We start from the raw sequence: 17427 nt of genomic DNA, 5'->3' as shown, positions 1-17427 counted from the left end.
AATGAAGAAACTCATCCTTGCATCCGTAGGAGCGGTTGCATTGTTCGGTATTGCCGCCTGCAGCGAGAGTTCGGACAAGACCACGACCCAGAGCACCAAGCCGCCGGCAACCCAGCAGACCACCCCTCCCGCAGCGGCGCCGACGACGCCTGCACCACCGCCCGGCGGTACCACGGAGCAGAAGCCGGCCGCGCCTGCCCAGTAAGATTTGCCGTGTAGAGTACGCGTAACCACGAGTAGGCTGCTTCGGGCCCAAGAGGCCGGGTTTTGCCCGGCCTCTTGCCCGGGCTTTGCCCCACGGCTTCTTTAGATTGTCCCTCGCGTCGCGACAGGTTTCGTCCTATGAAGCACCCATGTCGATTTGGGACCGCATAGGCGACTTCGTCATCCGTATTTCCAGTTCCGCCAGGGCCGGCGTTGCCGACCTGGTGGAAGGCCTGCGCACGGTCTTCGAAGGAGACGCGGAGCTCCGGCGTCGCGTAGCCTTTTCCGTCGCTATGATTGCGCTTTCGGCCAAGATGGCGAAGGCCGACGGCGTGGTGACGCAGGACGAGATAAGGGCGTTTCGGGAAATATTCTCGGTCCCGCCGGAAGAAGCCCGCAACGTGGCGCGGCTCTACGACATCGCCAAGCAGGACGTCGCCGGCTTCGAAATATACGCGGAGCGGATGGCCAAGCTGTGCGGCAGCGGGCACAAGAACTGCGCGATGCTGGAAGACATCCTCGATGGCCTGTTCCACATCGCCAAGGCAGACGGCTTGTTGCATGAGCGGGAGTGCGAGTTCCTGAAGCGCGTTTCCGAGATTTTCAGGATAGAGGAAGAGCACTATCAGACGATCCTGGCGCGGCATCTGGATCTCGGCTATGCCGATCCTTACCGGGTGCTCGGCATAGCGCGCGACCGCCCCTTCGCGGAAGTGCGCGCCCACTATCGGCGGCTGGTGGCCAATAGCCATCCCGACCGGATGATCGCCCGCGGGCTGCCGGAGGAATTCATCCGCATCGCGACCACCCGTCTGGCAGCGATCAACGCCGCCTATGCGTCGATCGAGAAGGCAGCGCGGGTGGCATGAGCGGATTTCCGCCAGATCATGCCGGTGCAAAAGTTCGCGTTTCGCCGAACTTCACGGCGCGTCGTGGCACCGATCGGCCGGACATGATCATCCTGCACTACACCGGCATGCCGACCGGCGAGGAGGCCGAAGCCTGGCTGTGCAACCCCGCCAGCGAGGTATCGTCTCATTATATTGTGCACGAGGACGGCCGTATCGTGCAGATGGTGCGCGAAAGCGACCGCGCCTGGCACGCCGGCAAGAGCTTCTGGCATGGAAATGTCGACGTGAATTCCTGGTCCATCGGCATCGAAATCGTCAATCCGGGGCACGATCTTGGCTATCGGCCCTTCCCAAATTGCCAAATTCAGGCCGTAATTGCGCTCTGCCGGGACATAATCGACCGCTACGGCATCCTGCCAGAACGAATTTTAGCACATTCTGATGTGTCACCCGGTCGCAAGGTTGACCCGGGCGAAAAGTTTCCCTGGCGGCAACTGGCGCGCGCCGGAATTGGCCGCTTCGTGGAGCCTGCCCGCAGGCGAAAAGGGCAGGCTCTGCAACCTGGCGATGCAGGCGCCGAGGTCGAAGAAATTCAGTCGATGCTTTCCCTTTACGGCTACGGCATTGAAAAATCGGGAATTTTCGACAGGGCAACGGAAATCGTTGTTGCCGCCTTCCAGCGCCACTTCCGCCCCCGCAAGGTCGACGGCATCGCCGACCCCTCGACTGTGGAGACGTTGAGGCGGCTGCTCGCCTCGTCGCCGTTCGATTCGCGTTAGCCGCGCCTTCCCGGCCCGTCAAGTTACACTCTGTTAACTTTTGTGATTTCGGCGGCCTTCATTGCCGCCCATTCGCTTGGCAAATCCTTCGCCGTGTCACGGGCAATCTCTCCAGAAGATGGCCCCTGTTGAGTAAGGGTTGCTGCGCGAGCACTGTTCGTGCGGCCAAGAATAGACAAGGTACACATGAAAAAAATGACCGCGATGGCGGCGGCGCTTGCTGCCGCGTTCACCAGCTTTGCCGCAAACGCCCAGCCTCTGGCTCCCAAGAGCCCGAAATCGACGGAGAAGCTCTCCGTTGCTTCTGTTGCAGTTAAGGACACTGATGACGCGATCGGCCTTCCGGGCGTGCGGGGCTTCAGCAGCACGCTCGATCTGCAGGCATCCCATGCGGTGAAGGCGCCGCGCAAGGCAACCAAGCGCTCCAAGAAAGTCGCCCGTAACGCGAAAAGGACCAAGGTGGTTCTGAACAAGCGCGGTGGCAAGAAGGTTCAGACCATGTCGGTGGCCGCCAACGCCGCCGCCAAGACGCCGCAGGCTGCCAAGGCGCAGTACAGCAGCATCGTCAACCGCTATGCTGCGGAATATGGCGTTCCGACTGCACTCGCGCATGCCGTTATCAAGGTGGAAAGCAACTACCGCGCCAACGCACGCGGCGGCGCTGGCGAGATCGGTCTCATGCAGATCAAGCCCGCCACTGCCCGCATGATGGGCTACAGCGGTGGTGCCCAGGGGCTGTTCAACCCCGAGACCAACATCAAGTACGGCATGAAGTATCTGGCCAAGGCGCATTCGCTCGGTGGCGGCAGCACCTGCGGCACGATCCTGAAGTACAATGCCGGCCACGGCGCCAAGCGCATGAACCCGGTCTCGGCCGCCTACTGCAGCAAGGTCAAGCAGCATCTTGCGATGAACTGATGCAGCGCGGGGGACAAATGCGCCTAACCTGGCCGCTGGCAGGCTTTTTCGTTTGCGTTTTGCCGCGCGAATGCCTTTATACGCACTGCCAGCTGGCCGGGCGGCCGCACCTTCGAGAGCCGAAAGGCTGAAGGTGAGGAAAGTCCGGGCTCCATGGAAACACGGTGCCGGATAACGACCGGCGGGGGCGACCCCAGGGATAGTGCCACAGAAAGCAAACCGCCGCGGACCCGTCTGCGGTAAGGGTGAAAGGGTGGGGTAAGAGCCCACCGCGCGACTGGCAACAGGAGCGGCACGGTAAACCCCACCGGGAGCAAGACCGAATAGGGATGACAGAGGGGCGACCCTCAGGGCTGTTTCCGGCCTGGTCATCCGGGTAGGTTGCGTGAGGCGTATGGCGACATGCGCCCAAGACGAATGGTCGCCACGCTTCCGTGCCGCAAGGCGCGGGGGCCATACAGAACCCGGCTTATAGGCCGGCTGGCATTTTTCCACTTCCATATTGAGAGCATCCACTGCCCGTATGCTTGCGGCAGTGGAGGACGGTTCGGGTTCAAGTCCCGGGCCCGTGGCTGCGTTGGCTCGTGGCAGCGGGTATCCGCCAGCAAGGCCGGCAGCCGCTTCTAAACGGTTCGTTAGTCTTAATGGAGGATAAAAACGGCGATGCCGCCAGTTCCGTCCGAACAACGGGCGAGGCTGGCGTCGTGTAGCCCGTTCCCGTTGACGCCCATATTGGCCCATGTTATCCCACTCGGACAATCAAGATCTTGTTTCGGTCCCGGATAAAGCGTTCCGCAAGCGGGCGGTCTGTTTGGCTGCGCGAGGCGCCTTCGTTGCAGGCAAGGGCAAGGGTTTTGGGGCAGGCGACCGGCCTTGCGTCGACGCGGCAGGCCTGGCGAGAGACAACGCGACGGAGGCGGCTGACGCGAACGATGGACCGGTTTCTGTCCAATGCGGTGAACAGGATCGACGCCAAGGGGCGCGTCTCCGTTCCCGCACATTTTCGTTCCGTGGTCCAGAAGCGAGGCTACAGCGAGCTCTATGCGCTGCGGGCGCTGGAGACGCCCGCGCTGGACGTGGGCGGGCTCGACCTGCTCGATCGCTACGAACAGCGGATCGCGCAGGAGGATCCTTTCCATCGCACGGCAGACGACATGTCATTTTTCTGCCATGGCGACGGGATGTTCCTGAAGCTGGATCAGGACGGTCGCATCACAGTTACGGATTTCATGCGCGAGCACACCGGCATCTCCTTGGAGGTGGCGTTTGTCGGGCGTGGCAGCTTCTTCCAGATGTGGGAGCCCGAACGGCTCCGGGCTCATGGTTCGGAAGTGCGCGCGCGGCTTTTGAAGCTTCGGCAGGGGACAGTTACCAAAGCAGCAGGAGAAACGGAGTGATGGCGGGCAGCGGCGAAGACGATCATGCCGTTGGCGGACCGGCCCGCCACATTCCGGTTCTTCTGAACGAAGTACTGGCGGCACTGGCGCCGGAGCTGGGCGAGACCATCGTCGACGGCACCTTCGGCGCCGGCGGCTACACCCGCGCCATACTGGCAGCGGGCGCGAACGTGATCGCCATCGACCGCGATCCCGACGCGATTGCGGCCGGCCGCGAACTGGAGGAGAAATCCGCCGGCCGCCTGCGGCTCGTGCAGGCGCCGTTTTCCAGCCTGGATCAGCATGCGGCACAAGTCGACGGCGTGGTGCTCGACATCGGCGTGTCTTCCATGCAGCTTGACCAGGCCGATCGCGGCTTTTCCTTTCGCGCCGACGGGCCGCTGGACATGCGCATGGCGCAAGCGGGATTGAGCGCGGCCGATGTCGTCAATCGCTTCAAGTCGGGCGATCTCGCCCGCATCTTCGGTTTTCTGGGCGAGGAGCGCCATGCCGGCCGCATCGCCCGCATGATCGAGAAGCGCCGCGCCGAGCGCCCGTTTGAGCGCACGCGAGACCTGGCCGAGTCGATAGCCGATCTCGTCGGTCGCAACCCGAAGGACAAGATCCACCCCGCGACCCGCGTGTTCCAGGCGCTGCGCATCTTCGTCAATGACGAACTCGGCGAACTGGCGCGTGCGCTGTTCGCGGCCGAGCGGGCGCTCAAGCCCGGGGGCCGGCTGGTGGTGGTCACCTTCCATTCGCTCGAAGATCGCATCGTCAAACGTTTCATCGCCGACAGGTCCGGCACGGTGGCGGGTTCACGCTATCTGCCTGAAACGCACACGAAATCGGCGACGTTCGCGAAGGCTGGCGGCGCGGTGGGGCCGACCGAGGACGAGATCGCGGGCAATCCGCGCGCACGCTCGGCCAAGCTTCGGGCTGCGGTTCGGACCGAGGCGCCGGCGCGCGCGGCGGATTTTTCGATCTTCGGCCTGCCGAAGCTTCCTGAAGTCCGCTCGGCCGGGGAAGAAAGGTAGGGGCATGTTTCGTACAACCGACATCCTTCTCATCGCCGCAATGGTTTCGGCGGCCGCCTTTACCTACAAGGTCAAGCACGAGGCCGAGGAACAGCTTGCCGCTGTGCGCAAGATCGAGCAGCAGATCAGGTTCGAGGAAGACTCCATCGACCTCTTGAAGGCCGACTGGAGCCTTCTGACCCAGCCATCGCGGCTGCAGAAACTGGCCGAAACCTACCAGTCCGAGCTTCAGCTCGAACCCGTCGAGGCGCGGCAGGTCGTCGAGCTGAACGAGATTCCGATGCGCCCCGTGGAGGATTTCTCCACCGATCCAGTCGGCGCCATGGCCCAAAGCGGCACCGACAAGGTGGTGACGGGGGCAGTGCGATGATGAGGCTCTGGCGCAAGCGTCTTTCGAGGGGCCAGGGTTCCACCGCATCCATCGTCGTCGACGGCGCCCGCAAGGCGACGGGCGGCCGGACCAAGAACCGTGTCGTCATGACCATGGCCGTGTTCTTCGGCATCTATGCCACGATCGCCGGCCGACTGGTTTATCTGGGCATGCTGGAGCCGGACGAGGGCGGCGGCCCGGCATCTCGCGTTACGGCCTCGCGCCCCGACATCGTCGACCGCAACGGCGAAGTCCTGGCCACCGACATCAAGACTGCTTCCCTGTTTGCCGAGCCGCGCCGCGTCGTCGATGCGGACGAGGTGATCGAAAAGCTGTCCACCGTCTTGCCGGACATCGATGTCGAGCAGACCTACAAGAAGCTCAAGAGCGGCACGGGCTTCGTCTGGCTCAAGCGCCAACTCACGCCCAAACAGCAGCACGACATCATGCAACTCGGATTGCCGGGCATCGGCTTCCGCACCGAAAAGCGTCGTTTCTATCCCGGCGGCCCCACCGCCTCGCACATCCTCGGCCTGACCAATATCGATAACCAGGGCATCGCCGGGATGGAGAAGTACATCGACGACCAGGGTCTTGCCGATCTCCAGGCTTCCGGACTGGCGGTGGCCAAGGACCTGAAGCCGGTGCGCCTGTCGATCGACCTCCGCGTGCAGCACATCGTGCGCGACGAGATCGCCCGGGCGATGGAGAAGTATAACGCAATCGCCGCCGGCGCCGTGGTGCTCAACGTCAAGACGGGCGAAGTTCTGGCGATGGCATCGGTGCCGGATTTCGACCCCAACAATCCGCACAATGCCCTCGACAAGGACAGGCTGAACCGCATGTCGGCGGGCGTCTACGAAATGGGGTCGACCATCAAGACCTTCACCACGGCGATGGCGCTCGATTCCGGCAAGGTCAACCTCAACAGCACATTCGACGCGACGAAACCAATCACCATCGGGCGCCAGACCATCCGTGACTTCCACGGAAAAGGCCGGGTGCTGACGGTGCCGGAAGTTTTCATCTATTCGTCGAACATCGGTTCGGCACGCGAGGCCGACGTGGTCGGCATCGAGGGGCATCGCGATTTCCTGAAGCGCATCGGCCTGCTTGACCGGCTGCAGACCGAGTTGCCGGAAGTGGCGCGGCCGACCGAGCCGAAGGTCTGGAAGAAAGTTCACTCCATCACGATTTCCTTCGGCCACGGCATGTCGACGACGCCGCTGCAGACAGCAGTCGGTACCGCGGCCCTGATGAACGGCGGCCGCCTGATGAATCCGACCTTCCTGCCGCGCACGGAAGAAGAGGCGATGGCCGCGTCACGGCAGGTCGTCAACGCAAGGACCAGCGAGGATATGCGTTACCTCTATCGCCTCAACGCCGAAAAGGGCTCCGGCAGGAGGGCGGAGGTGCCCGGATACCGCGTCGGCGGCAAGACAGGCACGGCCGAAAAGGTGGTCAACGGCCGCTATGCGCCGAATGTCCGTTTCAACGCTTTCCTCGCGGCTTTCCCGATGGATGATCCGCAATATGTAGTGCTGAGCATCGTCGACGAACCGAAGCCGGAGAAGCCGGGAATGTCTGCGACAGCAGGCCTCAACGCGGCCCCCGTTGTTGCCAACATCATACGGCGGTCTGCATCATTTCTTGGCGTGAAGCCAGATTTCAGCCATGAAACTCAGGCAACGCTGGTCTCGTACGATTGATTCTAGGGGCGCGCCGGCTGGCGCGCCATTTGTTTGTGACGGAAGTCGATGAAACTGAAAAATCTCGCCGCGTTCCTGCCCGTCAATGCCCTTCCCGACGATCTGGAGATCGGCGGGATTTCTTCTGATTCGCGGCGCATCAGGCCGGGCGATCTGTTCGTCGCGGTTCCAGGCACGAAGGCCGATGGCGCTGCCTATGCCGCCGATGCTGCAGCGCGTGGCGCGGTGGGGATCGTGGCCGGAAAGGAGGCGTCGACTGGGTCGCTCTCCATACCCGTCATCACGGTTGAAGACCCCCGGCATGCGTTGGCCATGATTGCAGCGGAACTTGCCGGCCGCCAGCCCGAAACAATGGTGGCGGTGACCGGCACCAGCGGCAAGACTTCGGTGGCCGCCTTCACCCGGCAGGTCTGGGAGCAGGTCGGTTTCGCGTCCGCGAGCATCGGCACCACCGGCGTCATTGCGCCGGGCCGCAACGAATACGGCTCGCTGACGACGCCGGACCCGGTCGAATTGCATCGCCTGCTGGCGGAACTGGCGGAAGCCGGTGTTACACACGCCGCCATGGAGGCTTCCAGCCACGGCCTCGACCAGCGGCGGCTCGACGGCGTGCGGCTCTCTGCCGGCGCATTCACCAATCTCGGCCGCGACCATATGGACTATCATCCGACGGTCGAGGAGTATCACCGCGCCAAGCTGCGCCTGTTCAACGAGCTGTTGCCCAAGGGCGCGCCGGCCGTGATCTTCGCCGATGATCCATGGTCGTCGCCGACGATCGAGGCCGCCCGTGCCGCGGGGCTCAAAGTGCTGACCGTCGGCCGCCATGGCGATTTCCTGCAGCTGAAGCGTGTCGAGCATGAGCGCTTCCGCCAGCGCGCGGAAATCGAGGTAGACGGCGTCATCTACGAGATCGACCTGCCGCTCGCCGGCGATTTCCAGATTTTCAACGCCCTGGTTGCTGCCGGCCTCGCAATCTCCACGGGCACGCCGGCCGCGAAGGCGCTGGCCGCGCTCGAGAAGCTGAAGGGTGCGCCCGGGCGGTTGGAACTGGTAGGCACCACGGCGGAGGGCGCGCCGGTCTATGTCGACTACGCCCACAAGCCCGATGCGCTGGAGAACGTCCTGGCCTCGGTGCGGCCGTTCACCACCGGCCGCGTCGTGGTGGTGTTCGGCTGCGGCGGTGACCGCGACCGCGGCAAGCGCCCGATCATGGGCGAGATTGCCACCAGGCTTGCCGATGTGGCCATCGTCACCGACGACAATCCGCGTTCGGAAGTGCCTGCCGAGATCCGCGCCGCCGTCATGGCAGCCGCCCCCGGCGCCATCGAGATCGGCGATCGCCGGCAAGCGATCCGCGAGGCCATTGCCATGCTGCATGCGGGCGACACGCTGATCGTGGCCGGCAAGGGTCACGAGGAGGGGCAGACGGTGGGCAGCGAGACGTTTCCGTTCTCGGACCATGAGGAGGTGCGGCGCGCCATCGAGGAGCGTTCGGCATGAACCTTCTATGGACATCCGAGGCGCTTGTTTCCGCCATGGAAGGCCGGCCCTTGGGCCCGTTGCCCGCGGGCGTGAGCGGGATTTCTATCGACACCCGCACGTTGCTGCCCGGCGATGCCTTCTTCGCCATCAAGGGCGAGGCGATGGATGGCCACGACTTCGCGACCGCGGCCATGAAGGCCGGCGCGGGATTGCTGGTGGTGGCCGAAGCCAAGCTTCCGGCACTCGGCCGCCTGACCTCGCCGATGATCGTTGTGCCCGATGTTCTTGAGGCACTGGAAAAGCTGGGCATGGCCGCCCGCGCCCGCAGCGATGCCCGCGTCGTTGCCGTCACGGGCTCGGTCGGCAAGACCAGCACCAAGGAGGCGCTGCGTTGCGGCCTTTCGGCCGTCGGCAAGGTGCACGCCTCGCCGATGTCCTTCAACAATCACTGGGGCGTGCCGCTGACGCTCGCCCGCATGCCGGCCGATTGCGACTATGCCGTCTTCGAGATCGGCATGAACCATGAGAACGAGATCCGCCCGCTGGTGAAGATGGTGCGTCCGCATGTGGCCATCGTCACGTCGATTGCTCCGGCGCATCTCGGCCATTTCAGCAGCCTCGACGACATTGCCAGAGCCAAGGCCGAGATTTTCGAGGGCGTCGAGCCAGGTGGCGCCGCACTCGTCAATCGGGACGATCCGCGCTTCAAGCTTCTCGATCAGCTGGCCCGCGAGGCAGGCGTGGAAAACGTGTGGGGCTACGGCGAGAACGCCAATGCGAAGGTCCGGCTCACCAATTTCGTGCTGCATGCCAGCCACTCGATCCTGACGGCGAATGTGGGCGGCCAGGAAGTGGCCGCCAAGATCGGGGCCCCCGGCCGGCACATCGTCCAGAACGCGCTTGCGGTGCTTGGAGCCGCGCAGCTGGTCGGTGCCGACGTGACCCGCGCGGCGCTCGCGCTGGCCGATCTGGTTCCTGAACGCGGCCGCGGGCGGCGCCACACGCTACGTCATCCGGAGGGAACCTTCATCCTGATCGACGAAAGCTACAACGCCAATCCCGCTTCCATGCAGGCCGCAATGGCTTTGCTGGAGGCGACGCCGGTAGCGCCCGGTTCGCGGCGCATCGCCGTGCTGGGCGACATGCTGGAGCTCGGCGAGCATTCGGCCAGGCTGCACACGGCGCTGGCGGAACTGATCACCGAGACGAGCACCGACCTGGTCTTCCTGGCCGGGCCCGAGATGAAGGCGCTGGCCGAAATCCTGCCGAGCGACTTCCATGCCGAACACCGCGCAACCGGCGACGAGCTCAAGCCCGTGCTGATGCAGGCGATCCGACCGGGCGACGTCGTCATGGTCAAGTCGTCGAAGAGCATCGGCTTTTCGAAGCTGGTCGATGCGCTCTTGGAACGCTTTCCGGATGCAGCCGGAAACACGATGCAAAACTGAAGATGGTCCTGGACAACCGCTAGATGCTCACACTGCTCGTCGAATTCTCGGACCACATCTCGGTCTTCAACGTATTTCGCTACATCACCTTCCGTACCGGCGGCGCGCTGATCACGGCCGCGCTGATCGTGTTCATCTTTGGCCCGACCATCATCGACTCGCTGCGTCTGCGGCAGGGCAAGGGCCAGCCGATCCGCGCCGACGGGCCGCAGACCCATTTCAAGAAGGCCGGTACGCCGACCATGGGCGGATTGATGATCCTCTGCGGCATCGTCGGTTCGTCGTTGCTGTGGGCCAACGTGAAGAGCGTTTATGTCTGGGTGGTGCTTCTGGTCACGCTCGGCTTCGGCGCCATCGGCTTCTATGACGATTATCTCAAGGTGACGAAGCAGTCGCATCTCGGCTTTTCCGGCAAGGCGCGGCTGGCGATCGAGTTCCTCATCGCTGCCATCGCGGCGTGGGCGATCATGCACGCCGGGCAGGAGCCGTTTTCCTCCTCGCTCACCTTCCCCTTCATCAAGGACCTGCTGATCAATCTCGGCTGGTTCTTCATTCCCTTCGCCTGCTTCGTCATCGTGGGCGCGGGCAACGCGGTCAACCTGACCGACGGTCTGGACGGGCTTGCCATAGTGCCGATCATGATCGCCGCGGCGTCCTTCGGCGTCATTGCCTATCTCTCGGGTAACGCTGTGTTCGCCGAATATCTGCAGATCCACTTCGTGCCGGGCACCGGCGAACTGGCCGTCATCCTCGGCGCGGTCATCGGCGCCGGCCTCGGCTTTCTCTGGTTCAACGCTCCGCCCGCCGCCATCTTCATGGGCGACACCGGGTCGCTCGCGCTCGGCGGCCTGATCGGCGCGATCGCCGTCGCCACCAAGCACGAGATCGTGCTGGCGATCATCGGCGGCCTGTTCGTCATGGAGGCGTTGTCGGTCATCATCCAGGTAGGCTTCTTCAAGCTCACCGGCCGGCGCGTGTTCCTGATGGCGCCGATCCACCATCACTTCGAAAAACTCGGCTGGACCGAGAGCCAGGTGGTGATCCGCTTCTGGATCATCGCCGTCATCCTGGCGCTGGTCGGCCTGTCGACCCTCAAGCTGAGGTGAGCATGATCCCGGCGAGTTCCTTCCACGGCAGGCGCGTCGCTCTTTTCGGGCTGGGCGGCTCCGGAATCGCGACAGCGCGCGCACTGATCGAGGGCGGGGCCGAGGTACTGGCCTGGGACGACAATCCGGAAAGCGTGTCGAAAGCCCAGGCCGATGGCATCAGCACTGGCGACCTGCGCCATGCCGACTGGAGCTGCTTCTCCTCCTTTGTCCTTTCGCCCGGCGTGCCGCTGACGCACCCCAAGCCGCACTGGACGGTGGAGCTGGCGCGAGCCGCAGGTGTGGAGGTGATCGGCGACGTCGAACTGTTCGCGCGCGAGCGCACCGCGCGCGCGCCGGATGCGCCCTTCATCGCAATCACCGGCACCAACGGCAAGTCGACCACCACGGCGTTGACGGCGCACATCATCAGTTCTTCCGGCCGCGATGCCCAGATGGGCGGCAATATCGGCCGCGCCGTGCTCACGCTCGAACCGCCGCAGCCCGGCCGGCACTATGTGGTGGAATGCTCTTCATACCAGATCGACCTGGCGCCCTCGATCAACCCCACGGCCGGCGTACTGCTCAACCTTACGCCCGATCATCTCGATCGCCACGGCACCATGCAGCACTACGCGTCGATCAAGGAGCGGCTCGTCGCAGGCAGCGAAACCGCCATTGTGGGCGTCGACGACGTCTACTGCGCCCAGATCGCAGACCGGCTCGAAAAGGCCGGCAAGGATGTCATCCGCATTTCGAAGCGGCTGCCGCTGACCGACGGCTATTTCGCCGACGGCACCGACTTGATGGAGGCCGTGCACGGACGCTACAGCCGCATCGGCTTCCTGGAAGGCATCGGCTCGCTGCGCGGCCAGCACAATGCGCAGAACGCGCTTGCCGCCGTCGCAGCCTGTCTCAAGGTCGGGCTCGACCTGGGTGAGATCCAGGCCGGCCTTGAGAGTTTTCCCGGCCTCGCGCACCGCATGGAGCAGGTGGGCCGCAAGGATCATGTGCTGTTCGTCAACGACTCCAAGGCCACCAATGCCGACGCTTCGGCGCCGGCGCTGTCGAGCTTCCCGCGCATCTACTGGATCGCGGGCGGACTACCGAAGGAGGGCGGCATCGAGCCATTGCGCGGCTTCTTCCCGCGCATCGCCAAGGCCTATCTGATCGGCGAGGCTGCGCCTGCGTTTTCCGCGACGCTGGGCGAGGCTGTGCCCTACGAGATTTCCGGCACGCTGGCGGCCGCCGTGGAACATGCGGCGCATGATGCCGCGCGAGACGATTCCGGCGAGGTGGTCGTGTTGCTTTCGCCGGCTTGTGCAAGTTTCGACCAGTTCAAGAATTTCGAAGTGCGTGGCGACGCCTTCAAGGAGGCGGTGGCCGCGATCGACCGGATCACGCTGATCGGAGGGACGAGATAATGTCTAGCCGCCTCGACAGAAGCCCCGTCGCCGTTTGGTGGCGAACGGTGGACCGCTGGTTCCTTGCCGCGTTCCTGTCGCTGATGGGGCTGGGCATCGTGCTCTCCTTCGCCGCCAGCCCGGCGGTGGCCGAGCGCATCGGGCTCGACAGCTTCCATTTCGCGACCCGCCAGATCTTTTTCACCATTCCGGCTTTGGCCGTGATGATAGCCGTCTCCTTCCTGCAGGCCCGCGAGGTGCGGCGCATGGCGCTGATCATGCTGTGCATCTCGCTGGTCCTCATGGTGGCGGTTCTCTATGTCGGCGTTGAGGTTAAGGGCGCGCGGCGCTGGGTGTCGTTTGCGGGCGTCTCCGTGCAGCCTTCGGAATTCCTCAAGCCGGCTTTCGTCATCGTATGCGCCTGGCTGTTTGCCGAGCATGCCCGCCAGCCCGACATTCCGGGCAACCTGTTTGCCATGATCCTGCTTGTGCTTGTCGTAGCGCTTCTGGTCGCCCAGCCCGACCTCGGCCAGACCATGCTGGCAGCGGGCACATGGGGCGTCATGTTCTTCATGGCCGGAATGCCATGGCTGTGGATCATCGTGCTGGGGGTTCTCGGCGCGGGCGGTCTCGCAGCGGCCTACACCATATTCCCCCACGTTGCCGGCCGTATCGACCGCTTCCTGACCGGCGAGGGCGATACATTCCAGGTCGACATGGGGCGCGACGCGGTCATCAATGGCGGCTGGTTCGGCGTCGGGCCGGGCGAGGGTACGGTCAAGCGCGTCATCCCCGACAGCCATGCAGACTTCGTCTTCGCGGTGGCAGGCGAAGAGTTCGGCATCGTGCTGTGCATCGTCATCATGTCGCTGTTTGCCTTCATCGTGCTGCGCGGACTGTCCATTGCGCTGAAGGAGCATGATGATTTCACCCGCTACGCCGTTGCGGGTCTGGTGGTTGTGTTCGGCCTGCAGTCGGTGATCAACATGGGCGTCAATCTGCAGCTCATGCCGGCCAAGGGCATGACGCTGCCCTTCATCTCCTATGGCGGCTCCTCGCAGATCGCCATTGCGATTTCGATGGGCATGGTGCTGGCCCTGTCGCGCAAGAAGCCCGAAAGGCGCAAGCAACTCGGCCTGCCCGGCGTGTCCGAGCATGCCCTGGCGGCGGAATGACATGGCTGAGAAAACGATCCTGCTCGCTGCCGGGGGCACCGGCGGCCATCTCTTTCCGGCCGAGGCGCTGGCGCATGAGCTGATCTCGCGCGGCTGGGAGGTGCATCTCGCCACCGACGAGCGCGCCGGGCGCTATGCCGGCGATTTCCCGGCCGAGCAAATCCACTCCATCGCGTCGGCCACGATCGGCTCCCGCAATCCGGTGAAGATGCTGGGTGCGTTCTTGTCGATCTGGCGTGGTTTTCGCCAGTCGAACGATGTCATTCGCCGCATCAAGCCTGCCGCGGTGGTTGGCTTCGGCGGCTATCCCACCTTGCCGCCGGTCTTTGCTGCCACGCGCCGGCGGGTGCCGACACTGCTGCACGAACAGAACGCAGTCATGGGCCGCGCCAACAAGGCGCTGGCCACGCGCGTGACGGCAATCGCCGGCGGGTTCCTCGACGATCGGTCGGGCGCCTTCGCCGGCAAGACCATCGCGACCGGAAATCCGGTGCGGCCGGCCGTTCTGGAGGCAGCAGGCGCTCCCTACGGCCCGTCCGGTCCGGGCGAACCGTTCCGCCTGCTCGTTTTCGGCGGCAGCCAGGGTGCGCAGTTCTTCTCCGACGCGGTGCCGCCCGCGGTCGCCGCGCTGCCTGAGGCGCTGCGCAGGCGCCTCAGCGTCGTGCAGCAGGCGCGAGGCCCGGATGTGGAGCGGGTGACCGCGGCCTACGCCGAACTGGGCATAAGGGCCGAGGTGTCGCCCTTCTTCTCCGACATGGCAGCACGCATCGGAGCCGCGCATCTGGTCATCGCCCGTTCCGGCGCATCGACCGTTTCGGAAATCGCGGTGATCGGTCGGCCAGCGCTTTTGGTGCCTTATCCATATGCGCTCGACCACGACCAGGCAGCGAATGCCGCGACCCTCGCAGCCAAGGGCGGGGCCGAGGTGCACCAGCAGTCGACGCTGTCGGTCGACACGCTGTCGCGGCTGCTGGCGGATCTCATCGCCGATCCAGACAGGCTGAATGGGATGGCGGTGGCCGCGAAGGAGGCGGGCAAGCCGGATGCGGTGCGGTTGCTTGCCGACCTCACAGAGGCTATTGCGGCCCGTAAACCTATCGAACGGATCAAGGAAGGGATGCGCCCATGAAGATGCGGCAGACGATCGGCCTCGTGCATTTCATCGGCATCGGCGGCATCGGCATGAGCGGCATTGCCGAGGTGCTGCACAACCTTGGCTACAAGGTACAGGGCTCGGATCAGGCCGACAGCGCCAATGTGCAGCGCCTGCGCGAAAAGGGCATCGAGTGCTTCGTGGGCCACCGCGCCGAGAACCTCGGCGATGCGGAAGTGGTGGTCGTGTCGACCGCGATCAAGAATACCAACCCGGAGCTGGTTGCGGCGCGCGAAAAGCCGCTGCCGATCGTGCGGCGCGCCGAGATGCTGGCAGAGGTGATGCGCTTCAGCCAGGCAATCGCCATCGGCGGCACCCACGGCAAGACCACGACCACCTCGATGGTTGCCGCGCTGCTGGAGGCCGGCGACCTCGACCCGACGGTGATCAATGGCGGCATCATCAACGCCTATGGCACCAATGCACGCATAGGCAAGGGCGACTGGATGGTGGTTGAGGCCGATGAGAGCGACGGCACCTTCCTGAAGCTGCCGGCGGATATCGCGGTCGTCACCAATATCGACCCGGAACACCTCGACCACTACGGCTCCTTCGACAAGGTGCGCGCGGCCTTCCGCCAGTTCGTCGAGAACGTGCCGTTCTATGGCTTCGGCGTGATGTGCACGGACCACCCGGAGGTGCAGGCCCTGGTGTCGCGCATCGAGGACCGTCGCGTCATCACCTACGGCGAGAACGCGCAGGCAGACTTCCGCTTCACCCGGCATCGCATGGACGGAGCCGCCTCGCTTTTCGATGTGGTTATTCGCAACCGCAAGACCGGCGAGCATACCGTCATCGCCGATTTGCGCCTGCCGATGCCCGGCCGTCACAATGTCTCGAACGCCACCGCGGCAGTTGCGATCGCGCACGAGCTCGGCCTGTCGGCCGACGACATCCGGAAGGGGCTTTCCTCCTTCGGCGGCGTCAAGCGGCGCTTTACGCCGACAGGAAGCTGGAACGGCGTGCAGGTGTTCGACGACTACGGGCACCATCCGGTGGAAATCAAGGCGGTGCTCAAGGCCGCGCGCGATGCCTGCCAGGGGCGTGTCATCGCAATTGCCCAACCGCACCGCTTCACCCGGCTGAACGACCTGTTCGACGACTTCTCGGCCTGCTTCAACGACGCCGACACCGTCATGATCGCGCCGGTCTATGCCGCAGGCGAAGAGCCGATCGATGGCGTCAACTCCCAGGCGCTTGCTTCGCGCATCCGGGCCGGCGGCCATCGCGACGCGCGCTATATCGAGGGACCGGAGGCAATTGCGCCCGTGGTGCGTGAACTGGCCAAGTCCGGCGATTTCGTTGTATTCTTGGGAGCGGGCAACATCACGCAATGGGCTTATGCATTGCCCAGGGAGTTGGGTGGGGAAGGGGCATGACGCGGGGCGAAAAGCTACTTGCCGAACTCGGAGACCGGCTGTCGGGACTTCGCGGCCGGATCACCTCAGACGCCGAGATGGAAAAGATCACCTGGTTCCGTGCCGGCGGCACGGCCGACGCGCTTTTCCAGCCGGCCGACGAAGAGGATCTCGCGGCCTTCCTGAAGGCAGTGCCTGAAGAAATTCCGCTCACGATTGTCGGCATCGGCTCCAACCTGCTGGTGAGGGAAGGCGGCATCCGCGGTTTCGTGGTGCGTCTATCGGCCAAGGGGTTCGGCGAGGTCGAGGTCATCTCGCCCACGCGCCTCAAGGCGGGCGCCGCCGCGCCAGACAAGCGCGTCGCGGCCGTGGCCCTCGAGGCAGGCATTGGCGGCTTCCATTTCTATCACGGCATTCCGGGCAGCATCGGCGGGGCGCTGCGCATGAATGCGGGCGCCAATGGCGCCGAGACGCGGGAACGCGTGGTGGAAGTGCGCGCGCTGGACCGGCAGGGCAACCTTCACGTGCTGTCGAACGCCGACATGGGCTACTCGTATCGCCATTCTTCGGTGCCGGCAGACTTCATCTTCACCTCGGCCACGTTCGAGGGCTATCCGGAAGGGCAGGACGAGATCCGCGCTGCGATGGATGCCGTTCAGCATCACCGGGAAACCGTTCAGCCCATCCGCGAGAAGACCGGCGGCTCGACCTTCAAGAACCCGGAGGGCAGTTCTGCCTGGAAGGAGATCGACAGGGCCGGTTGCCGCGGACTGATGATCGGTGGCGCGCAGATGTCGCCGATGCACTGCAACTTCATGATCAACACCGGCAGCGCCTCGGGCTATGACCTCGAGCACCTGGGCGAAACCGTGCGCGCGCGCGTGCTGGAGAATTCCGGCATAAGGCTGCACTGGGAAATAAAGCGCATCGGCGATTTTCGCCAGGGTCGCGAGGTGCAGGAGTTCCTCGGCCGGCTGCTCTAGCGGCGCCGGTTTCGGTAGCCGTGAGCAGGCCGCCGATGGCCTGCTCGAAGCGCTATTTGATCAATTTATGAAAAATTTGATTCATCTTGAATCCTA

Annotated in this window: 16 protein-coding genes and 1 other RNA gene; all 17 read left to right on the top strand. The window is 64.3% G+C overall.

Features of this window, described 5'->3' with window-relative positions:
* The first annotated feature begins 1 nt into the window (after position 1).
* The 17 genes from ABLE86_RS02770 (at position 2) to murB (ending at position 17331) form a co-directional block, all read left to right on the top strand.
* Entirely contained in the window at positions 2-205 is a 204-nt protein-coding gene (locus tag ABLE86_RS02770; RefSeq protein ID WP_348777376.1) for a hypothetical protein, read from the top strand.
* A 148-nt stretch (positions 206-353) separates the two neighbouring features.
* Positions 354-1073: a DnaJ family molecular chaperone gene (locus ABLE86_RS02765; protein ID WP_348777375.1), complete on the top strand. Its 720-nt coding sequence runs from the start codon at positions 354-356 to the stop codon at positions 1071-1073.
* The gene (locus ABLE86_RS02760) at positions 1070-1834 is read left to right on the top strand and encodes an N-acetylmuramoyl-L-alanine amidase (protein WP_348777374.1); all 765 of its coding nucleotides are present in this window, start codon (positions 1070-1072) and stop codon (positions 1832-1834) included. Before ABLE86_RS02765 ends, ABLE86_RS02760 begins: the two co-directional genes overlap by 4 nt.
* 186 nt (positions 1835-2020) lie before the next feature.
* Positions 2021-2752, top strand: coding sequence for a lytic transglycosylase domain-containing protein (locus ABLE86_RS02755; RefSeq protein ID WP_348777373.1), 732 nt, complete (start codon positions 2021-2023; stop codon positions 2750-2752).
* An 88-nt stretch (positions 2753-2840) separates the two neighbouring features.
* Positions 2841-3240, top strand: an RNA gene (gene rnpB, locus ABLE86_RS02750) — RNase P RNA component class A.
* A gap of 444 nt (positions 3241-3684) precedes the next feature.
* Positions 3685-4149, top strand: coding sequence for a division/cell wall cluster transcriptional repressor MraZ (mraZ, locus tag ABLE86_RS02745; protein ID WP_348777730.1), 465 nt, complete (start codon positions 3685-3687; stop codon positions 4147-4149).
* Positions 4146-5165: a 16S rRNA (cytosine(1402)-N(4))-methyltransferase RsmH gene (gene rsmH / locus ABLE86_RS02740; protein ID WP_348777372.1), complete on the top strand. Its 1020-nt coding sequence runs from the start codon at positions 4146-4148 to the stop codon at positions 5163-5165. Before mraZ ends, rsmH begins: the two co-directional genes overlap by 4 nt.
* A 4-nt stretch (positions 5166-5169) precedes the next feature.
* Complete coding sequence (locus ABLE86_RS02735) at positions 5170-5535, top strand: hypothetical protein (RefSeq protein ID WP_348777371.1); 366 nt, start codon at positions 5170-5172, stop codon at positions 5533-5535.
* The gene (locus ABLE86_RS02730; protein ID WP_348777370.1) at positions 5532-7244 is read left to right on the top strand and encodes a penicillin-binding protein 2; all 1713 of its coding nucleotides are present in this window, start codon (positions 5532-5534) and stop codon (positions 7242-7244) included. The genes ABLE86_RS02735 and ABLE86_RS02730 overlap by 4 nt, the downstream gene beginning before the upstream one ends.
* A gap of 48 nt (positions 7245-7292) precedes the next feature.
* The gene (locus tag ABLE86_RS02725; RefSeq protein ID WP_348777369.1) at positions 7293-8744 is read left to right on the top strand and encodes a UDP-N-acetylmuramoyl-L-alanyl-D-glutamate--2,6-diaminopimelate ligase; all 1452 of its coding nucleotides are present in this window, start codon (positions 7293-7295) and stop codon (positions 8742-8744) included.
* Positions 8741-10174, top strand: a complete 1434-nt coding sequence (locus ABLE86_RS02720) for a UDP-N-acetylmuramoylalanyl-D-glutamyl-2,6-diaminopimelate--D-alanyl-D-alanine ligase (RefSeq protein ID WP_348777368.1) — start codon at positions 8741-8743, stop codon at positions 10172-10174. The genes ABLE86_RS02725 and ABLE86_RS02720 overlap by 4 nt, the downstream gene beginning before the upstream one ends.
* A 23-nt stretch (positions 10175-10197) precedes the next feature.
* A complete protein-coding gene (mraY, locus tag ABLE86_RS02715) occupies positions 10198-11280 on the top strand; it encodes a phospho-N-acetylmuramoyl-pentapeptide-transferase (protein WP_348777367.1) in 1083 nt (360 codons plus the stop codon).
* Positions 11281-11282: 2 nt separating this feature from the next.
* Positions 11283-12683: a UDP-N-acetylmuramoyl-L-alanine--D-glutamate ligase gene (murD, locus tag ABLE86_RS02710; RefSeq protein ID WP_348777366.1), complete on the top strand. Its 1401-nt coding sequence runs from the start codon at positions 11283-11285 to the stop codon at positions 12681-12683.
* Positions 12683-13837, top strand: a complete 1155-nt coding sequence (ftsW, locus tag ABLE86_RS02705; RefSeq protein WP_348777365.1) for a putative lipid II flippase FtsW — start codon at positions 12683-12685, stop codon at positions 13835-13837. The genes murD and ftsW overlap by 1 nt, the downstream gene beginning before the upstream one ends.
* Before the next feature lies 1 nt (position 13838).
* Positions 13839-14966, top strand: coding sequence for an undecaprenyldiphospho-muramoylpentapeptide beta-N-acetylglucosaminyltransferase (gene murG / locus ABLE86_RS02700; protein ID WP_348777364.1), 1128 nt, complete (start codon positions 13839-13841; stop codon positions 14964-14966).
* On the top strand, positions 14963-16369 hold the full coding sequence (gene murC / locus ABLE86_RS02695; protein ID WP_348777363.1) for a UDP-N-acetylmuramate--L-alanine ligase: 1407 nt from the start codon (positions 14963-14965) through the stop codon (positions 16367-16369). The genes murG and murC overlap by 4 nt, the downstream gene beginning before the upstream one ends.
* On the top strand, positions 16366-17331 hold the full coding sequence (gene murB / locus ABLE86_RS02690) for a UDP-N-acetylmuramate dehydrogenase (RefSeq protein ID WP_348777362.1): 966 nt from the start codon (positions 16366-16368) through the stop codon (positions 17329-17331). Before murC ends, murB begins: the two co-directional genes overlap by 4 nt.
* Positions 17332-17427: the final 96 nt, after the last annotated feature.

Source organism: Mesorhizobium sp. KR2-14, assembly GCF_040049255.1.
GTDB lineage: Bacteria > Pseudomonadota > Alphaproteobacteria > Rhizobiales > Rhizobiaceae > Pseudaminobacter.
The sequence above is the reverse complement of the archived record's forward strand: the minus strand, read 5'-3'. Positions and strand labels throughout refer to the sequence as shown.